The organism is Polynucleobacter sp. MWH-S4W17, from assembly GCF_018687535.1.
Classification (GTDB): Bacteria; Pseudomonadota; Gammaproteobacteria; order Burkholderiales; family Burkholderiaceae; genus Polynucleobacter.
On the sequence record NZ_CP061295.1, the window covers coordinates 2,008,278 to 2,024,086 of the forward strand.

At 42.6% G+C, this 15,809-nt stretch carries 23 protein-coding genes and 1 tRNA gene; 12 read left to right on the forward strand and 12 right to left on the reverse strand.

What is annotated here, in order from left to right; all coding sequences use genetic code 11:
* The first annotated feature begins 293 nt into the window (after positions 1–293).
* From C2755_RS10110 to C2755_RS10120, 3 genes are all read left to right on the forward strand, one after another.
* Complete coding sequence (locus C2755_RS10110; RefSeq protein WP_072582000.1) at positions 294–617, forward strand: type II toxin-antitoxin system RelE/ParE family toxin; 324 nt, start codon at positions 294–296, stop codon at positions 615–617.
* Positions 614–925 (forward strand): helix-turn-helix domain-containing protein, encoded by a 312-nt coding sequence (locus tag C2755_RS10115; protein WP_370623372.1) that lies wholly within the window; start codon positions 614–616, stop codon positions 923–925. Before C2755_RS10110 ends, C2755_RS10115 begins: the two co-directional genes overlap by 4 nt.
* Before the next feature lie 103 nt (positions 926–1,028).
* Complete coding sequence (locus C2755_RS10120; protein WP_072582001.1) at positions 1,029–1,376, forward strand: DUF3024 domain-containing protein; 348 nt, start codon at positions 1,029–1,031, stop codon at positions 1,374–1,376.
* Between the two features lie 181 nt (positions 1,377–1,557).
* Here the strand turns inward: C2755_RS10120 and C2755_RS10125 are convergent, their stop codons facing one another.
* The gene (locus C2755_RS10125; protein WP_215321201.1) at positions 1,558–2,067 is read right to left on the reverse strand and encodes a hypothetical protein; all 510 of its coding nucleotides are present in this window, start codon (positions 2,065–2,067) and stop codon (positions 1,558–1,560) included.
* A 61-nt stretch (positions 2,068–2,128) separates the two neighbouring features.
* Positions 2,129–2,494, reverse strand: coding sequence for a hypothetical protein (locus C2755_RS10130; RefSeq protein WP_215321202.1), 366 nt, complete (start codon positions 2,492–2,494; stop codon positions 2,129–2,131).
* Between the two features lie 230 nt (positions 2,495–2,724).
* Between C2755_RS10130 and C2755_RS10135 the strand changes: the two genes are divergently transcribed.
* Both C2755_RS10135 and C2755_RS10140 read left to right on the forward strand, forming a co-directional pair.
* Complete coding sequence (locus tag C2755_RS10135) at positions 2,725–3,654, forward strand: carbohydrate porin (protein WP_215321203.1); 930 nt, start codon at positions 2,725–2,727, stop codon at positions 3,652–3,654.
* A gap of 7 nt (positions 3,655–3,661) precedes the next feature.
* Positions 3,662–4,054 carry a carbohydrate porin gene (locus tag C2755_RS10140; protein ID WP_251368576.1) on the forward strand — a complete coding sequence of 131 codons (393 nt, stop codon included), beginning with the start codon at positions 3,662–3,664 and terminating at the stop codon, positions 4,052–4,054.
* Between the two features lie 147 nt (positions 4,055–4,201).
* Here the strand turns inward: C2755_RS10140 and C2755_RS10145 are convergent, their stop codons facing one another.
* The 3 genes from C2755_RS10145 to C2755_RS10155 all read right to left on the reverse strand — a co-directional run bounded on the left by C2755_RS10145 (position 4,202) and on the right by C2755_RS10155 (position 6,417).
* Entirely contained in the window at positions 4,202–4,600 is a 399-nt protein-coding gene (locus C2755_RS10145) for a DUF1398 family protein (RefSeq protein WP_215321204.1), read from the reverse strand.
* Positions 4,601–4,731: 131 nt separating this feature from the next.
* Positions 4,732–5,694, reverse strand: a complete 963-nt coding sequence (locus C2755_RS10150) for a tripartite tricarboxylate transporter substrate binding protein (RefSeq protein ID WP_215321205.1) — start codon at positions 5,692–5,694, stop codon at positions 4,732–4,734.
* Positions 5,695–5,703: 9 nt separating this feature from the next.
* Positions 5,704–6,417, reverse strand: coding sequence for a GntR family transcriptional regulator (locus C2755_RS10155; protein ID WP_215321206.1), 714 nt, complete (start codon positions 6,415–6,417; stop codon positions 5,704–5,706).
* 55 nt (positions 6,418–6,472) lie between these two features.
* Here C2755_RS10155 and C2755_RS10160 point away from each other — a divergent pair, with 55 nt between their 5' ends.
* Positions 6,473–7,246, forward strand: coding sequence for an amidohydrolase (locus tag C2755_RS10160; RefSeq protein WP_215321207.1), 774 nt, complete (start codon positions 6,473–6,475; stop codon positions 7,244–7,246).
* Positions 7,247–7,346: 100 nt separating this feature from the next.
* Here C2755_RS10160 and C2755_RS10165 read toward each other — a convergent pair.
* Both C2755_RS10165 and C2755_RS10170 read right to left on the reverse strand, forming a co-directional pair.
* Positions 7,347–7,422: transfer RNA gene (locus C2755_RS10165), tRNA-Phe, on the reverse strand.
* Between the two features lie 285 nt (positions 7,423–7,707).
* Entirely contained in the window at positions 7,708–8,304 is a 597-nt protein-coding gene (locus tag C2755_RS10170) for an SHOCT domain-containing protein (RefSeq protein ID WP_215321208.1), read from the reverse strand.
* Positions 8,305–8,490: 186 nt separating this feature from the next.
* Between C2755_RS10170 and C2755_RS10175 the strand changes: the two genes are divergently transcribed.
* On the forward strand, positions 8,491–9,786 hold the full coding sequence (locus tag C2755_RS10175; RefSeq protein WP_251368480.1) for an integrase: 1,296 nt from the start codon (positions 8,491–8,493) through the stop codon (positions 9,784–9,786).
* 231 nt (positions 9,787–10,017) lie between these two features.
* Here the strand turns inward: C2755_RS10175 and C2755_RS10180 are convergent, their stop codons facing one another.
* The 3 genes from C2755_RS10180 to C2755_RS10190 are packed head-to-tail and all read right to left on the reverse strand — an operon-like array spanning position 10,018 to position 10,791.
* On the reverse strand, positions 10,018–10,185 hold the full coding sequence (locus C2755_RS10180) for a hypothetical protein (RefSeq protein WP_215321209.1): 168 nt from the start codon (positions 10,183–10,185) through the stop codon (positions 10,018–10,020).
* A 22-nt stretch (positions 10,186–10,207) separates the two neighbouring features.
* Positions 10,208–10,357 carry a hypothetical protein gene (locus tag C2755_RS10185; protein WP_215321210.1) on the reverse strand — a complete coding sequence of 50 codons (150 nt, stop codon included), beginning with the start codon at positions 10,355–10,357 and terminating at the stop codon, positions 10,208–10,210.
* A complete protein-coding gene (locus tag C2755_RS10190) occupies positions 10,354–10,791 on the reverse strand; it encodes a DUF6641 family protein (RefSeq protein WP_215321211.1) in 438 nt (145 codons plus the stop codon). Before C2755_RS10190 ends, C2755_RS10185 begins: the two co-directional genes overlap by 4 nt.
* Before the next feature lie 143 nt (positions 10,792–10,934).
* On the opposite strand from C2755_RS10190, the gene C2755_RS10195 reads away from it, so the two are divergent.
* From C2755_RS10195 to C2755_RS10205, 3 genes are all read left to right on the forward strand, one after another.
* The gene (locus tag C2755_RS10195) at positions 10,935–11,231 is read left to right on the forward strand and encodes a hypothetical protein (RefSeq protein WP_215321212.1); all 297 of its coding nucleotides are present in this window, start codon (positions 10,935–10,937) and stop codon (positions 11,229–11,231) included.
* 399 nt (positions 11,232–11,630) lie between these two features.
* The gene (locus C2755_RS10200; protein ID WP_215321213.1) at positions 11,631–12,113 is read left to right on the forward strand and encodes a hypothetical protein; all 483 of its coding nucleotides are present in this window, start codon (positions 11,631–11,633) and stop codon (positions 12,111–12,113) included.
* A gap of 252 nt (positions 12,114–12,365) precedes the next feature.
* On the forward strand, positions 12,366–12,932 hold the full coding sequence (locus C2755_RS10205) for a site-specific integrase (protein ID WP_215321214.1): 567 nt from the start codon (positions 12,366–12,368) through the stop codon (positions 12,930–12,932).
* On the opposite strand, the gene C2755_RS10210 is transcribed toward C2755_RS10205, so the two are convergent.
* The gene (locus C2755_RS10210) at positions 12,907–13,269 is read right to left on the reverse strand and encodes a hypothetical protein (RefSeq protein WP_215321215.1); all 363 of its coding nucleotides are present in this window, start codon (positions 13,267–13,269) and stop codon (positions 12,907–12,909) included. The genes C2755_RS10205 and C2755_RS10210 overlap by 26 nt on opposite strands.
* Positions 13,270–13,329: 60 nt before the next feature.
* Entirely contained in the window at positions 13,330–14,139 is an 810-nt protein-coding gene (locus C2755_RS10215) for a hypothetical protein (protein WP_215321216.1), read from the reverse strand.
* Between the two features lie 128 nt (positions 14,140–14,267).
* Between C2755_RS10215 and C2755_RS10220 the strand changes: the two genes are divergently transcribed.
* A complete protein-coding gene (locus C2755_RS10220) occupies positions 14,268–15,056 on the forward strand; it encodes a hypothetical protein (protein ID WP_215321217.1) in 789 nt (262 codons plus the stop codon).
* Positions 15,057–15,117: 61 nt separating this feature from the next.
* Entirely contained in the window at positions 15,118–15,801 is a 684-nt protein-coding gene (locus C2755_RS10225; protein WP_215321218.1) for an AAA family ATPase, read from the forward strand.
* Positions 15,802–15,809: the final 8 nt, after the last annotated feature.

Sequence of the window (15,809 nt, forward strand, 5' to 3'; positions counted from 1 at the left end):
ACTTGTCCTTTTAAAGGACATTTGATGACCCTGATATCCCAATCTAGAGACAGAGTGGTGGCATCCTGATTGACGGATTGACTCTATGGAAAGTGACCGACTACGCTAATAGCAAGGTAGAGGCGCCATTGAGGACTTCTAATAAAAATAGCCCAACAAGTGGGCTATTGTGAATCTTGGTGGCCCGGGGCGGAATCAACCAGGGCCGAGGATGTTTAATTCCGCCTCTAGACTGTTGCTTTAAAAGACAATTTACTCTTGCTCAATGTTAACAAATTTGTTAACATACACGGATGAGCTATTCCATCCTTTATTACAGCGAGCAGGTTCAAGAAGACATTATGAATCTTCCCGACACGCTTCAAGCTCGCTATATTGGATTGACCACTCGAATGATTGAGCATGGGCCGAATTTAGGCTTGCCTCATACGGACTCATTTGGCGGCGGCTTATTTGAATTAAGACTTAAAGGGGCTGAAGGTATCGCCCGAGTTTTCTTTTGTACGATGGTGGAGAAAGAAATAGTGATGCTCCATAGCTTTATTAAGAAGACTCAAAAGACGCCTGAGAAAGAATTAAAGATTGCGAAAGCACGTATGAAGGAGTGGAAAAAATGACAACACAGAAGAAAACAAAAATGCTTACCCATAAACAAATGATAAGCAAAATGCTTAAAAAGCCAGCTGTAAAAGCCGCAGTCAAAGAACTTGATCGCACTGAATTTGCTATTCTTGATGAGATTCTTACGGCAAGGAAAGAGGCTGGATTAACGCAAGCTCAAGTGGCAAAAAAGATGGGAACACAAACCCCAGCTATTGCTAGATTAGAAAGCTCTCTGGCTACCGGCAAACATTCCCCAAGCCTAACTACCCTAAGAAAGTATGCGGCGGCCTTGGGCAAGAGAGTTGAGCTTCATTTAGTCTGAGGACGTCTATATCCACTGTAATCATTTCACCCATAATTCATAATAGCTATGTTTGAAATAAAATTGATTGATCAGTTTTACTTTCTGGGACAACTAATCAGATATGGCATTTAGCATTGAACAGCTAGGGGATATTGACTATTTGGTCGGGCAGTGGTGTCTGCTTCTGGCTCCACTTGAAATCAAAAAAGATCTTGATTACGATTACGAAATCGATGGCCAGACTGTAAGTGTTTTTGAAGTTCGCCCTTTGTGGCGTGGAAAACCAGGAGAGTTAACTCGACGACCGTTTGTAAAATTTCGGTATATACAGTCTGAGGCTCTGTGGCATATTTATTGGATGCGAGCCAGCGGAAAATGGCAAGCCTATGAGCCAAATCCAATCTCAAAAGATCTCAATGAGGCACTACAAGTTATTGATGCCGATCAATATGGCTGTTTCTTTGGATAACAAGCTTGGGTTAGTCACCCTAGTTGCATTGCCTTGACTATTAGCTACTCCAGAATAAATAACAAGATTTATAGTGTCGATGCTAACTTTCAAATGAAAAAAGAGGGCTAGAAGCTCTCTTTTTGAATTCTTGGTGGCCCGGGGCGGAATCGACCAGGGCCTAGGATGACTGATCCAATCCTTACATTGAAAACAATAATCCCACTGAAAGCCCGATTACCCTCTCGGCACCACCACTCATGCCGTAGGTATAACTAGGACTTAGATACCACCCGACTTTCTTTGTTGTCCAAAACATAAAATCTGCGACGAAGGCAACTCCTGATTGAAGGCCACTACTGGGGGAGCTTGTTTTCCTCCAGATAGCAGGCCCTAAGCCTACGCCAAGCTCAATATCGGATGCCAACTCAAATGGTTTTTTAAAGATGATTTGGGCGCCGAGCTCTTTTGGATTGGATGTACTCAGATACTGCGTTTCCACCTCAATTTCTAATTGATGTTCAATCGCCGTAAATTCAACAGCCAATGAAGTGCCATAGGCTTTTGAACCATCTACTGTATTTTTCTCCATTGCGGGACCTACCAACAAAATCAGTGTACGGTCATCAATAGACTCTTCCGCACTTACTGCTGAGCTATGAATGCTTGAAGCAAAAGCTAAAGCAAACAAAGCAAGTCTTATTGCTTTCACATATAACCTTAAACAAATGTGGAATGCTCAATCGCAAGAGATTGAGTTCAGGGCTATTTGTTTAAGCGTTTCTGGGCGGATACTCGATTCTGGTTGGGAAAAATTCCAGGGTTAAAAGTGGCTCAATAGCGTTATAGCTTTTGAGATCCCGAGCTACTGAAGTATTACTGGATCCCACCATACCAACTACTGAAATGTGATGGCACTGATGGTCGTCATCATGATGGTCTGGGTTACTGGAGCCTGCTTGATCATGATGATCATCGTGAACTATTTGAAATAAGCCATTACTAGATTGATCATCATTCCAAGTAATTTGGACTACGCCCTCCTGAGTCTGATGTGATTGCTCATGAGCCGCCCCCAATGTAGGCATAAAAGCTGTATTGAATATAAAGATGAAGGTAGCAATAGAAACCAAACTCATTGGCTGATTCTAAGGTATTTGGCGTTTAAGCCACATCTAATGGGTATTTTTCCAATTGAGAGTCATTCTCAATTGTATGCTAAGATGAGAACAATTCTCATTAAGCATATTTGGCATCTCTGATGTTTTTCTCATTTAATACAAACCGCACAGCCTTTATAGGCCTAATTAGTTCCCTTTATTTGGGGGCTCTATCTTGTACTGTAAGAGCAGAGGCGCCAGTTAGTGACATGCCCACTGTTTTGGCTGAATCGCCCGTAAGTGACTCACCTAAGGTTGATAGCTCAGTTTCTGTAGAGGGCGAAACTGAGCAGTGGAGCATTCATGGGCAATCCACTTATATCGTTCAACAGAAAAATAATTTCAAGTCGCCTTACTATGGACAAAACAGCCTTCTCAACAAATCTGAAGGCGGTGGTGGCAAGAGCTACACATTAAGTGCTACAGCGTTCTTAGGGGCAAGACTTTGGGAAGGCGCTGAAGTTTATTGGAACCCAGAGATGTTCGAGGGAACGCCTTTTAATGGACAGCTTGTTGGTCTAGGTGGATTTCAGAATGGCGAGCTACAAAAAGGCTCATATGCCCCACCTATTTACTACACCGCTCGTGCGTTTATTCGTCAAACCTTTGGCTTGGGCGGCGGCAAAGAACATATTGAAGGTGGGCCAAATCAGCTTGCGGGCAATCTCGATAAAAATAGAATCGTGGTGTCATACGGTAAGTTCGCAACATTAGATTTCTTTGATCAAAATAGTTACAGTCACGATCCTCGCACGCAGTTTCAGAACTTTGCTCTTTTCTCTATGGGCGCCTATGGATATGCGGCTGATAGCAAAGGCTATACCTATGGTGTTGTAGCAGAGTGGTATCAAGATGACTGGATTTTGAAGGCGGCAAGATTAGCGATGCCAACTATTCCGAATACCGCTCAGCTTGACTACAGCATGAGCCAAGACTACGGCAATCAAATTGAATTAACTCATGAACATGAGCTATGGGGTAAGCCTGGCGCAGTAAGGGCCCTGTATTACCAACAACATGCCTATATGGGCAACTACCAAAATGCGATTAATCAGGCTCAGCAGACTGGTGGCACTCCTGATGTAACTGGCGTACGCAGGGGGGGCGCAGAGCTCATGGGGCTATGGCTTCAATATTGAGCAGGCCATCAATGATGATGTTGGAGTCTTTGGTCGCTGGAGCTGGAATCCAGGCACAACCGAAGCGCAGACTGTAGACATCAGTAGATCACTATCGGGCGGTGTGAGCATCAAAGGCTCTAGTTGGTCGCGCCCCAAAGATACGGTAGGCATAGGTTATGCGGTCAATGGAATCTCTTCATCGCAGATTGCCTACCTTCAACAAGGCGGTATGGCGGCATTTATTGGTGATGGCGCACTTAGCTATAAGAAAGAACAAATATTGGAAACTTTTTATAGCGCAAAGGTATATAAGGAGCTGTTCATATCTGCCGACTATCAACGGATTGCTAATCCCGCCTACAACTCAGCTCGTGGTCCAGTTAATTTCTTTGGCTTAAGAGCACACATAGAAATGTAATGTCGTTTTAAAGGACAGTTCATGATGGGGGTATCTGGCTCTAATGGCGTCTAAGCCCACCCAGCCTATACAAATAAAAAACCACCCGAGGGTGGTTTTGGTATTTCTTGGTGGCCCGGGGCGGAATCGATTAGGGCGTAGGAGTTCTCATCCTTGCGGAAAGTGCTCGATATGAACCTCACCTTGCCGCCCGAAATAGTTGACATACTTTCCAGCTATCCAAACGATGTATCCAATACAGCCGGCAGACATCGTTAGCTTAATAAACTCAGGGTATCTAACCGCATCACTTTGAGCACCACGAATGGCTGAAACAACATCTTCTTTATTAAATGAACTTGGAATCTCAATTGAAGGTATTACCATGGGAATAGTAAATGCCCCATTGCCTGACAAATAATAAGTCGTAGATTGATTCCGATAGTCAGCGAAGTAGGACTCAACGCCAACCTCAATTAAGCGGCCCAATGCCTCTGGGAACGTTAACAAGCCAGCATGAGATTCACGAGCGCATTTTTCAATAACTTCTTTTGTATTCGGATTCATAAGCAACCTTAAATTGATAGCTTGAATTATCTCGCCTCACAAATGAAAAAACTACCCGAAGGTGGTTTTGGTATTTCTTGGTGGCACGGGGCGGAATCAACCAGGGCCGAGGATGTCTGACTCTGCTTTAGTTAATCAACTGCAATCTTTCCGCTTTTAACCAATTTGGCCCACTCGGCCATTTGGGCCTTAATGAATTTATCGGCTGCATCTGAATTACCCTGGAATGGCTCACCACCTAGGCTCAATACCTTCTCCCTTACTTCTGGCGATTGCATTACCTTTGCAATGGCGTCTGATAGTTTTATCAAGATTGGTGCCGGCGTTGCCGCTGGAGCAAAAATACCATTCCATTCATAAACCTCATAGCCAGGAACACCCGCTTCAGCCATTGTTGGAACACTCGGCATAGAGGATGCTCTTTTCTTGCCAGTGACCGCTAGAGCATTCAACTTTCCAGAATCAACATATTGCTTTGTTGATGCAACGCTTCCAAAGAAAACTGGCACTTGCCCACCAATCACATCATTCAATGCAGGGCCACCACCTTTGTATGGAACATGTTGCATCTCCACTCCCGCCTTCACTTCAAACAATGCACCTGCCAGGTGTTGTGCAGAACCATTGCCTGATGATGCATAAGAAATGCTATTTGGCTTTGCCTTGGCCATTGCAACCAACTCTTTCACTGACTTAGCAGGAAAGCTTGGATTGACTAAGAGTACATTTGGGTACTGAGCTAAAACGGCCAAGGTCTTGAAATCCTTATTGGGGTCATAAGGCAACTTAGGAAACAAGGAGGGATTAACTGAATAGGATGATGCATCGAGCATCAATGTGTAGCCATCAGCATTAGCCTTGGCTACATAGGAGGCAGCAATTTGACCACTTGCCCCAGGCTTGTTTTCAACCACTACTGATGTGCCTAGAAGCTTGCCCAGTGGGGTTGCAACCGTTCTAGCCATTAAGTCTGCAGTGCCACCAGGGGGATAGCTGACTATCAAGCTAATGGGGCGGCTGGGCCACTCTTGAGCATGAGACAGCCCTGTTGTTGCAAGCAATGCAACTAATAGAGTTTTTACAAAGGACTTCATCTTTTCTCCTTAATTAACTTCTGCTGAATATTGGAATGCCATAGCATCCCCTACTGAACTGCGAAATTCAACTGGCTTACCAGTTAAATCAAATGCGATACGATTCACTCTTACGGCTGGATGACCTTCTTTCATTGCTAATGCTTTTGCATCCGTTTTTTTCATCAACTCAAATCCAACCTGATCCTTGGCTTTGATTACCGCAACTCCACATACCTTTGCATACATCGGATAAAACAAATCTTCAAAATCTTTTGGCTTGTAGCCGGCTAACTTCTTAAACTTCGGTAGGGGCAAATAAATTGTTTCGTAGAGCAAGGGCTTGCCATCAATTAAGCGAAGACGATGAATTTTTAATAGCGACTTACAAGACCAACCCGTTAACCTAGTTATTTCTTTATCTAAAGCAACTTCCTTTAAATCTAAAACCTTTGCTTGGGGGGATAGCTGTTCTTGCTCATCTAATTGATAACGAAAAAACCTGAGCATTGATTGCCCATTAAGCCCACTACTGACCACTGTGCTTTTGCCATGTCGTTTAACCAACACTCCATCATCAGCGAGCTGAGCAATCGCCTGTCGAATTGTTCCAACTGCTACGCCGTACTCTTTAGCAAGACTGGCTTCGGATGGAATGGCTTCAGCAATCTGCCATGCACCACTTTCAACCTTATCCCTAAAGGCCGTAGCCAAGCCCTGATAACCCATTAACTCTTTAGCCATACCCGTATTTTCAACTCATTTACTCATCTAGATGAGTTATGCTACCATAATTCCCATGAATGTCGATACCCACTTCCATATTTTTGATAAAAGCCTTTTAAATGAGACTCAGGCTCGCTACTCTGTCGATTACAACGCCTCAATAGATGATTGGGCCAAAGTAGCTGATGCACAACAAATAACTGGCGGGGTCATTGTTCAGCCGAGCTTTCTAGGTTTTGACAACACGCTACTACTTGAAGCCATTAAACAAAATCCTAGATATTTAAGAGGGGTTGGAGTGACTGACCCCAAAGCCTCACAAAAAGAATTGCTTGAACTTAGCAAACAAGGGGTTTGTGGAATCAGACTTAATTTAGCGGGCGATGAAGATCCGCTTGGAACCCTTAAAAATTACGAAGGCCTTATCAACCTTTTAAAAGGGTTGAATATGCATTTACAAATACATCATGATGATGGCTTACTAAATGGGATTCTGCTAGCCATACCCAATGGAATAGACATAGTGATTGATCACTTTGGCAGACCTCAAGCTAATGATGAGTTTGAAAAATTAAATGATGGCATTAGGAAACATCGGGGCAACATCTGGGTGAAATTGAGTGCTCAATACAGAACGCCAAACATAAATCATCAAACTATTTTTGAATATTGGCTCAAGCAAATTGGGGCGTCCCGCCTCCTGTGGGGTAGCGATTGGCCGCATACAAGATTTGAAGCAACCGAAACTTATGAATCCCAAATGAAGCAGTTTTTGTCTTTAACAAATTCTCCAGAACTGAGACAACAAATTCTTTCAAAGAATCCCAGAGTCCTCTACTGGACTTAGCAATTAAAAGCGTCGTTTTAAACGACATTACAAGCACCCACCATAGATAACTTGATAAATAGAAATGAAAAAACCACCCGAAGGTGGTTTTGGTGTTTCTTGGTGGCCCGGGGCGGAATCGAACCACCGACACAAGGATTTTCAATCCTCTGCTCTACCGACTGAGCTACCAGGCCAAGACTTGAAATTATAAATGAAACTGATTTATAAGCCCTCAATTATGGTTGACTGTTGAAATTCTGCCTCAACTGCAGCCCTACTAGCCCATAAACACTTGATCTACCGCCCTCTAGAGTCCTCGCTCAATTTGCGTTTGTAGTGTTGCCACTTTTTCAGTTTTTAAGGAATGTGGGGTGGTAATGGGGATATTTGATGGATGAAGCAGAGATGTATTAATCCTCTGCTCTATCAGGGTTTGGTGGGGATGCTCTATCCTGCTTAACGGTGCAAGCGTGTGTCAATCACATATTTTTTAGAATTTCAGTCTTTTTAGCGTTGTATTCGTCTTGTGTAATCAAGCCTTTCTTAAGCATTGTGTTTAAGTCTTCCAATTTTTTAGCAGGGTTAGGCAAATCATTTGCTGTGGCTGACTTGGCGGCTGGTGTAATTGCGGCACGAGCTGGGGATGGGCTGGCTGACTCAGCCATTGGAGTTGTAGTGCGAATAATGTTCTCGCCACCCTTAACCTGCTCCTCTTTAACTACGGGCGTTGCGGGACACTTCTTATCAATCTGCATTTGCTCTAAGCGTTCATATCTTGCTCTTGCCGCTTTTTGTTCCGCAGTTGCCGCACCGCCTAAATCCATAAAGAACCAAGGAATGCCCAATAGAAAAATACCTGTTACACCAAGTGCCGCATTAGTGCCTATCTGCTTGTCTTTGTCACCATCAGCCGTAACTTGTGCAGTAACCATTTTCTGCATTTCATTAGCAATAGCATCGCAAGATTTTGTTTCGTCTCCAACCTGCGCAACGGGAACTGGATTTGCAACTGTGCTGGCACAACCTGCGGACACGATGGATGCAATGAGCATCACTGCTATGATTTTTTTATTCACTGGTTATGCCTTTTTTATTCTTAATCTTATAACTATAACTCCACAGCACTTCAGGGCAAACCCTAGTCATTTAGTAAATGTCGTTTAAAAAGACAGCGCAAGCGCAGGGCATATAAAAAATAATTTAGAAAAGGCTCTTGCCCAAAACTTTGGTCTGAATTTACGCTTACATTTTGGGCAACTCAAATGCGTAAAAACACCTTGCCTGCTTTCCCCAGCAGCGCCAACATACATCCCATCAAAAGTGAAGTTAGCACTAACATCCACCAGCTCTATGTAGTTCCGACCCAAAAGCCCACCCCAAATACTCACCGCCTAAGAGAAGGTGAGCTGATTTTGTATAAAAGGGATCGCAGTGATGTGTGGCAAGCCCGCTTCAAACTCTTTGATCGTAAGTGGCATTCCATTTCCACCAAACACCACAACTTAGAGTTTGCCAGTCGTGCCGCTTGTGAAATTTACGATGAAGCCCGCTTTAGAGAGCGTATGGGGGTTAGCTACACAAGACGCAAATTCGATGCCATTGCCAAAGAAACCCTAAAAGAACTTCAAGATGAGATTGATGCAAACATTAAGGCAATGACCAATAAAGACTACATAAGGGTCATTAATAAGTATTTGCTTCCGTTCTTTGGCAAACGCTTTATAGAAAATATTAAAGCGGAGCACATGCGGGAATATGAGATTTGGCGCAACACACTCATGAAACGAACCCCACTAGCGAGCACATTAGCCACCCACTCTAGTGCTTACAACCGAATTATTAGCCTAGCAGTGCAACGAGGCTATATCAGCGCACAAGTACCATTAGCCCATTTAAGCCGTCGTGGCGCCAAAGGAAAATCTCGCCCTGCTTTTAGTCGTGCTGAATTAGATTACTTACTCAACTTTTTAAAAGACTACAGCTTGGGTGGGCATAGTGCATTAGCTAAAGAGATGCGCTTACTAAGCCGTGACTATATAGAGCTACTGATTAGCACTGGGATGCGTAGTGGCAAAGAGAGCTTGAACATTCACTGGAAGCACATTGAATGGTATGTAGATCACAAAACGGATAAGCGTTATTTGCGTATATGGGTAAGCGGCAAAACAGGGGCTCGTTATTTGATTGCCAAACACTACGCAGAAGCGGCATTACAAAGACTCGCTAGTAGAGAGAAATTGTTTGCAGGGTTGACGCTGGATGAGGTGCTACGCAAGAAATACAACATTCCCTTATTTAGATTAAGTGATGGCACACAGCCCAAGAGCTTTCACACAACCTTTATATGGCTGATGAAAGCTAGTGGCTTACTTAAAGATACCGCTACAGGGCAAAACAGAACTCTTTATAGCCTGCGGCATACCTACGCAACGATGGCATTAATAGAGGGGAATATGGATGTGCACACACTGGCAAAGCAGATGGGCACTAGCGTGGGGATGTTAGAGAGGCATTACAGCAAGATGACAGCTACATTGGCGGCTGAGCGGCTGGCTTAGCTGTGAAGTGTCGTTTTAAACGACAAACCATTTGGCAGCAGCATCGCTATGCCTGTCAGTCCCGCAAATATCTAAATCCGTATTTCTCAAAAAAACCCATAAAACCACCAGATTTGACTCAAATCTCCGCTTTTCTCGTAATAAGAATTATTACGAATACGAGGTGGGGTTAGATTTAAATCACCAGAGGCCGAGATCTCCAATGGCGTTAAAAATTGCGCGACTTATTTTTTAGGATGCGCTACCCACCGACTTGATGGGCTTGATTAGCTGCTTACCTTTTTCAGTGCGGAGTTGCTGTTTTGCTGAAGCCACTTTTTTCTTTAATACGGAAACGCGAGCCTGCTCGGGAGAAAGTGGCTTAATAGGTTTGATGTTTTTAAATTCATAAAAGCGCATCAAGTATTTAAGCCACTTTCATTTACTCACTTACTTCCGTGTAATTCAATACATTTCCAACGCCATACATATGCTCACCCAGCATCTTTGCGGCTAACTGGTTATCCGCATATACGAAAGTATTGGTAGTTTGGGTTGGACTTATGCGAACCCACAGAAGATATTTCTTCATCTTCCAAACCCAGCCCTGACTGCACCACTAGCCTGCTCAATCTGACCATCTAGCTCCCCCGCTTCTACAGCAGCCTTAATCACTTCTAGCGTTTTGATTAAATCTTCGGCAGTAGCTACTTCAACTGCGGTTTTACCTTTAGCTAATTCAATAAGTTTTGCGCCATAACGAACATTGACACAAACTTTTCCCTCGCTAGATACAAACCACCAAGGGCGAACTCTCTTTTGCATTTCAATACTTTTGCTAGAGCCATCAACATCTTTCACTGTTTTGAATTTCTTGACAGTAAAGGTATCGCCTGCCTTTTGAGCATTAGCGAGCTGTATTTGCTCCCAAATCTTTGTAGATAGCTTATTCCTGCGATGTAGGATGGGCGGTACGCTGCTAGGTTTTTTTGATGCTGTCAATTTCAAACTTGTTAGTGCACTCATTGTTTTCTCCTTTAAGTTAATGGGCACACTTAATTTATTGTCAGAGTTTTCGGTTGAGCAACCACTTTTTTCCATGATCTGTCTGAATCTAATAATCAGAACCAGAATTAGTCTGCTTTTATTAGGTTTCACTAAATAACTTTATGCAAAGCTATCAAACCATCAAAGATATGAAGTTAAGGGATCATTGGCTGAAAGCTAATGGCTATAACCCATGTAACTTTTTCAATCCCAACCTAAAAACTAATTACATCCGAGCAAAAGCTGCCAGTAAACAGTTATTAAATGATTGCTTTGATCTTTTAACGCATAAACAAATTGAACTACTTCAGGCATTTAAAAATAAAGCTACTCAAAAACGCATTTATCAAGTTTTAAACTTATATAAAAAAATACGCAGGCAACTACATAGGCAAATAGAGCAACAGAAAATGGTATAGCCAACCTTAATTGGCAAAAACGCGGGTTGTAATATAACGGCTAATGACCCCGCACTTGGTGTAACTGCTCTAAAGGTTACACATCACAAGTAGGCCGCAGGTTCCTACAATGCAAATCAATGCAACAGTAGGTTGAGAGTTTTAATACATCAGTCTCTCGAAATACCTTTTAGAGTCGTGTTAGCTAGAAGTGATGTCATACCAATCTAACATTGAGCGGCGGTTATCTTGATTCTTAAAAAATCAATATAGCCGTCGTTTGACTAAAAGTTCTGTCACCCAATCAATATCAAAGACAAATCAAAAGAAAGAAAAATGTGATGAGCGACAAGCGAAATCACAGGCGAACGCAGTTTGCCTTAAATGTCTGATACATTAATACAACTACTAGGAGAAATCATGGCTACCAAAAAAGGCACGGTCACTATAGCGGATTTAAATAAGCAACTGCGCGATGAGATGCTGTCGAGCCATAGAATTGAAATCGATTTTTACCTAGAAGGAAACTTAGAAGAAGTCATTTGCGATAAAGTCCTTAACCTCATTACAGTAGCTAAAAAAGCTGGTATTGAGAATTATTATTGTGAATTTTTAACATCAGATAAATTTTTGACAAAAATAAGGAAGAGTAAGGATCTATCGCAATCGCATTATTTGTATAAATTTCTAACTAAGGATCTTGAGCTGTTCAAAAAAAATCAAATTGCAGGTCACAAATTAACGAAGACCTCCACCGCTGCCGAGACATTGCTTAGATGGTATTCATCGCATGGGGCTAAAAAAATCTTCTATCACCATAGTCGTGCTTCTGATTTCACAATTGCAAAAACTAAAGCCCAATTAGACGAAGCACTAACCTTAACCAAAAAAATTACCCCCTAGCAACATAAATTATTCTCCCTCGCTGGCTTGGGTAGCTGACCCGAAAATCAAACTGCTTGTAGGGCTTTTAAACAGGTCTTTTAGTTCGTGGCGTAAATGCCACGATAAATATAAGAGAATTACGAGACTCTTATGTTTTACGCTAAGTCATTGAATTTAGTGGAGATCTTAATCAACCATTTTCGGTTGCCCTAACCTAATCTAAGAAAACATACTGTAGCTCTGCATTTAATATTTTTCAGGGAGATACAGATGTCACAAGCCAAAGTTTTAACGGCACAAGAACTGCGCAGAGTTTTAGATTACACAGCTACACGCAGGCATAGCATGCGTAATCGCGCTATGTTGCTGCTTACGCACTATGCGGGTATGCGAGTAGGTGAAGTTGCCGCTCTACGCATAAACGATGTTTTAAACGGCGACAACACTATTAAGGGTGAAGTGCGCTTATTGCCCGATCAAACAAAGGGCAAACATGCCCGCACTGTTTATTTAAATGTGCGGATGCAAAAAGAATTAGCCCAGTACATCAAAGTGCTCAAAATTAAGGATGTCAGCAAACCCCTGTTCTATACGCAGAAAAAGGATGGGTTTAGTGCGAACTCCTTGACCCAGTACTTCTTTTATCTTTATCGCAATGTCGGCCTAGCTGGATGTAGCTCACATTCAGGTAGAAGGTCATTTCTTACTGGACTTGCCAATAAAGGCACAGCAATTCATATATTGAAGAGTCTGGCTGGGCACCGCAACATCAGCACCACTGCTACCTATCTGTATAGCAGCCCTGATCAGCTTAAAGCTGCTGTCGAGCTCGTTTAACCTTAGCGAAATCAGTAAAAACAGTCCCAGTGTATTTGTCGTTAACTCGTGTTTTCTTTAAGTTGACCGTAAAAGCTAAACCCCTTGTAGCAAGCCTATGACCAAACCACTTACACAACACTTCAACTCTAGTGCCTTTCTTTTTACTATCAAGAATAAGCACTTGATCGCCTAGCAAGAAGGTGCCACTAAATGTTGACCCCCTATATTTCGCGTCAATAATTTCTATTACACGAGCGTTCCTTACTTTTATAGGATTTATTGGTTTAGCTATCTTTGTCGTATTAGGGCAGTCATGTTGCTGTTCCCACACTGGTGCTTTTAGATAGAAATCCATATAACCCCCTATAGTTGCTTACAAGTTGTTATAAGAATACCTTACCCCTCTATATAAACATCATTCCTTCTTAGTCTTTTTAGCTCTATTACTCGTTACCACCCATTCATGGGGCGCTGTATTGGGAAAACTCATTTCAGTAGCATTTGCCATTAAGAACATGGCTTTCTTCAAAATGTCACTAGCCACATTACTTGCCTGAGTTCGTAAGTCACCCTGATCTGGCACCTCCCCTCTTTTTAATAATCCTCTAAATAGCGTTGGATGCAATTCCTGCTCTTTAGCAAAGTTATAGAGCTTGAAGTCTTTCTTATCTTTTTGCTTTTCATACTCCCTATATACCTGCATCCACTTTTTAATCGTGGCATAGGTTAACTTGGTTTCACGCTCTTGATGCACTTGGGCAGTGCTGTAATCCCAACGATCAAATTCATCTGAATACAACTTGTGCGCTTTAAGAATCTCATTGAACTGCTCTTTAAGTGCAGCTGGAGATAGATTAAGCGGCACTTCAATCTTAAGTAGTGGCGGCTTCTTTTGATCTTTGGATTTCTTCACTTCAATCTTTAGGTCAGCAATTTGCATTGGCTGATAAGGCACAACTTCAGCAAAGATCTTGTAGCCCCTCTCTAGCCACCACTTACTAAATGTCTTGCCCCGCAAATCTCCAAAGTGTTCCAATGCTTCTTGAGCCTTGCTAGTAGGAAACTCATTCGTCTCACAAATCTTGTGATACCAAGGCGATGTTTGCAGTACATCAAACCATGCCTCATACAAAGTTCCTTTTGCTTTAGCGGCAGCTGCTTCAGGGGTTTGCGCAAAGATGCGCTCTTCAGGACCCAAGCCCTTGTAGTAGAAATCCATCGCCATTTAGGTAGCTGACCTTTCTTTCATATGCCTAAAAAAACACCATTTTGAGATTTCTAATAGATACATGCAGCACAAAAACGCTTTACCAATTCTATCAATCAGTGCTGCTATTTAAAAAGGAATTAAAAATGAATGCAATCGTAGAAACAACTAATGCAGTAGTAGCAACATCTGTCGTTTTAAACGACAAAGCAGCAGCAATTAATACTAATAATGCACTCAAATCGCTTATTAGCATTGAAGCAAATCGTATTACATGGGAACAGGGTGCATACAAAACAAGCAATCAAGCTTTATATGCTGTTTTGGCTGATTGTTTAGCTTATTGCGGTGAGCTGACTTTAGAACAAGCTAAAGTGCGTAGCGAGTCTTTGGAGAAGTTTTTCAAAGAACGCAACTACACCTACAAGAAAGAGCTGCCTCTTGCTACTCGAGTCGTTCGGGCAGTCTTTGGCAACATTGATCGTCGTCGTGTAAGCACTTATTCACTCGTGTTGCGTCAAGCTCAAAAGTGCAGAGTAGCTATTGCTGACTTAGCAACTTGGATTGAGGAAAACGGCGGCATACAAGAGATTCGTCTTGGTCGTAGCGCAACCTATATCAGCCCTAAAGCAAAAGCTGAAATCGCTAAAGCAGTCGTGGCAGGTCGTGAAAGCTATTTAGGCTTTGCTAAGTCAGAGTTGCTATCGCATGTTGCAGATGCTGATTTTATGGGGGATGCATGTGTATTACTTGCTGAACAACAAGCTGATGGCAGCTTTGGTATCCGAGCCGTATTACGAAGCGATGGATTGGTGAATGCTGCTTTTGTAGCTCTGTATGGCAAGCAACAAGAAATCCTAGCTGAAGCCAAGGCAACTATTGCAGCGGCGAATGATGCCGATGGCGCTGTAGTTACACAAACTAAAGCGGCTTAAACAAGATTGGAGGGCGTTATGAGCGCTCTCCACTTACCAATATACAAAAGGAATAACCAAAATGCTTATTAATAAGGAGCCATTTCATGAACCTCAAACGATTAACGACATTATCTTTGGCAATACCGAAAGTCGCTTGCGAATCGAGGATATTGTCAGCGATACCGAAACGATACCTAGTAGCGGCAAATCAGCCATTCTTTTATACGGAGTCTTTGGAACAGGCAAGACCACTCTCGCAAAAATGCTACCTAACGCAATCGAACAGGGTAAGACGGGTGAAGACTTAAGCTTGCCCGAAGAAATGATTGCGTGTCAGCAGGGATTCTCGGGTCCGCAAGTAATGACTTTGATTGAAGCTATTTTAAGTAGGTCATCAATTAATGCCAGCGGCTTGCATTACTTCATCATTGATGAGGTAGATAACCTAACCAAGCTGGCTCAGCAAAGTTTAAAGTCAGCGCTCAATACGACTAGGGGCGTATTCATACTCACCACTAACAATGTCTCACAGCTTGATAAGGGTTTGTTAGATCGCTGCGTCTTAGTCGAAATGAATGCAGCACAAGCTAGCGAGTATTTGAATGTGGCGAGAGCTATTGTTAGCAAGACAGGGGTTGATATTGCAGATGTTGATTTATTGCTCACGATTCAAGCAGCTAATGGGTCATTTCGCAACATCATTCACAACATTGGAAGACTGGCTCGGCGTAAGAGTCAAGTCCCACCTAATGTCATTTATTAAGGAGAATA

Excerpts from the sequence above, each read along its gene's own strand:
- C2755_RS10145 (WP_215321204.1), bottom strand. The coding sequence starts at position 4,600 with ATGAATCCGAATACAAAAGAAGTTATTGAAAAATGCGCTCGTGAATCT.
- C2755_RS10160 (WP_215321207.1), top strand. The coding sequence starts at position 6,473 with ATGAATGTCGATACCCACTTCCATATTTTTGATAAAAGCCTTTTAAAT.
- C2755_RS10215 (WP_215321216.1), bottom strand. The coding sequence starts at position 14,139 with ATGGCGATGGATTTCTACTACAAGGGCTTGGGTCCTGAAGAGCGCATC.
- C2755_RS10120 (WP_072582001.1), top strand. The coding sequence starts at position 1,029 with ATGGCATTTAGCATTGAACAGCTAGGGGATATTGACTATTTGGTCGGG.
- C2755_RS10185 (WP_215321210.1), bottom strand. The coding sequence starts at position 10,357 with ATGAAGAAATATCTTCTGTGGGTTCGCATAAGTCCAACCCAAACTACC.
- C2755_RS10195 (WP_215321212.1), top strand. The coding sequence starts at position 10,935 with ATGCAAAGCTATCAAACCATCAAAGATATGAAGTTAAGGGATCATTGG.
- C2755_RS10190 (WP_215321211.1), bottom strand. The coding sequence starts at position 10,791 with ATGAGTGCACTAACAAGTTTGAAATTGACAGCATCAAAAAAACCTAGC.
- C2755_RS10115 (WP_370623372.1), top strand. The coding sequence starts at position 614 with ATGACAACACAGAAGAAAACAAAAATGCTTACCCATAAACAAATGATA.
- C2755_RS10175 (WP_251368480.1), top strand. The coding sequence starts at position 8,491 with ATGCGTAAAAACACCTTGCCTGCTTTCCCCAGCAGCGCCAACATACAT.
- C2755_RS10135 (WP_215321203.1), top strand. The coding sequence starts at position 2,725 with ATGCCCACTGTTTTGGCTGAATCGCCCGTAAGTGACTCACCTAAGGTT.
- C2755_RS10225 (WP_215321218.1), top strand. The coding sequence starts at position 15,118 with ATGCTTATTAATAAGGAGCCATTTCATGAACCTCAAACGATTAACGAC.
- C2755_RS10110 (WP_072582000.1), top strand. The coding sequence starts at position 294 with ATGAGCTATTCCATCCTTTATTACAGCGAGCAGGTTCAAGAAGACATT.
- C2755_RS10155 (WP_215321206.1), bottom strand. The coding sequence starts at position 6,417 with ATGGCTAAAGAGTTAATGGGTTATCAGGGCTTGGCTACGGCCTTTAGG.
- C2755_RS10210 (WP_215321215.1), bottom strand. The coding sequence starts at position 13,269 with ATGGATTTCTATCTAAAAGCACCAGTGTGGGAACAGCAACATGACTGC.
- C2755_RS10205 (WP_215321214.1), top strand. The coding sequence starts at position 12,366 with ATGTCACAAGCCAAAGTTTTAACGGCACAAGAACTGCGCAGAGTTTTA.
- C2755_RS10200 (WP_215321213.1), top strand. The coding sequence starts at position 11,631 with ATGGCTACCAAAAAAGGCACGGTCACTATAGCGGATTTAAATAAGCAA.
- C2755_RS10220 (WP_215321217.1), top strand. The coding sequence starts at position 14,268 with ATGAATGCAATCGTAGAAACAACTAATGCAGTAGTAGCAACATCTGTC.
- C2755_RS10150 (WP_215321205.1), bottom strand. The coding sequence starts at position 5,694 with ATGAAGTCCTTTGTAAAAACTCTATTAGTTGCATTGCTTGCAACAACA.
- C2755_RS10130 (WP_215321202.1), bottom strand. The coding sequence starts at position 2,494 with ATGAGTTTGGTTTCTATTGCTACCTTCATCTTTATATTCAATACAGCT.
- C2755_RS10180 (WP_215321209.1), bottom strand. The coding sequence starts at position 10,185 with ATGCGCTTTTATGAATTTAAAAACATCAAACCTATTAAGCCACTTTCT.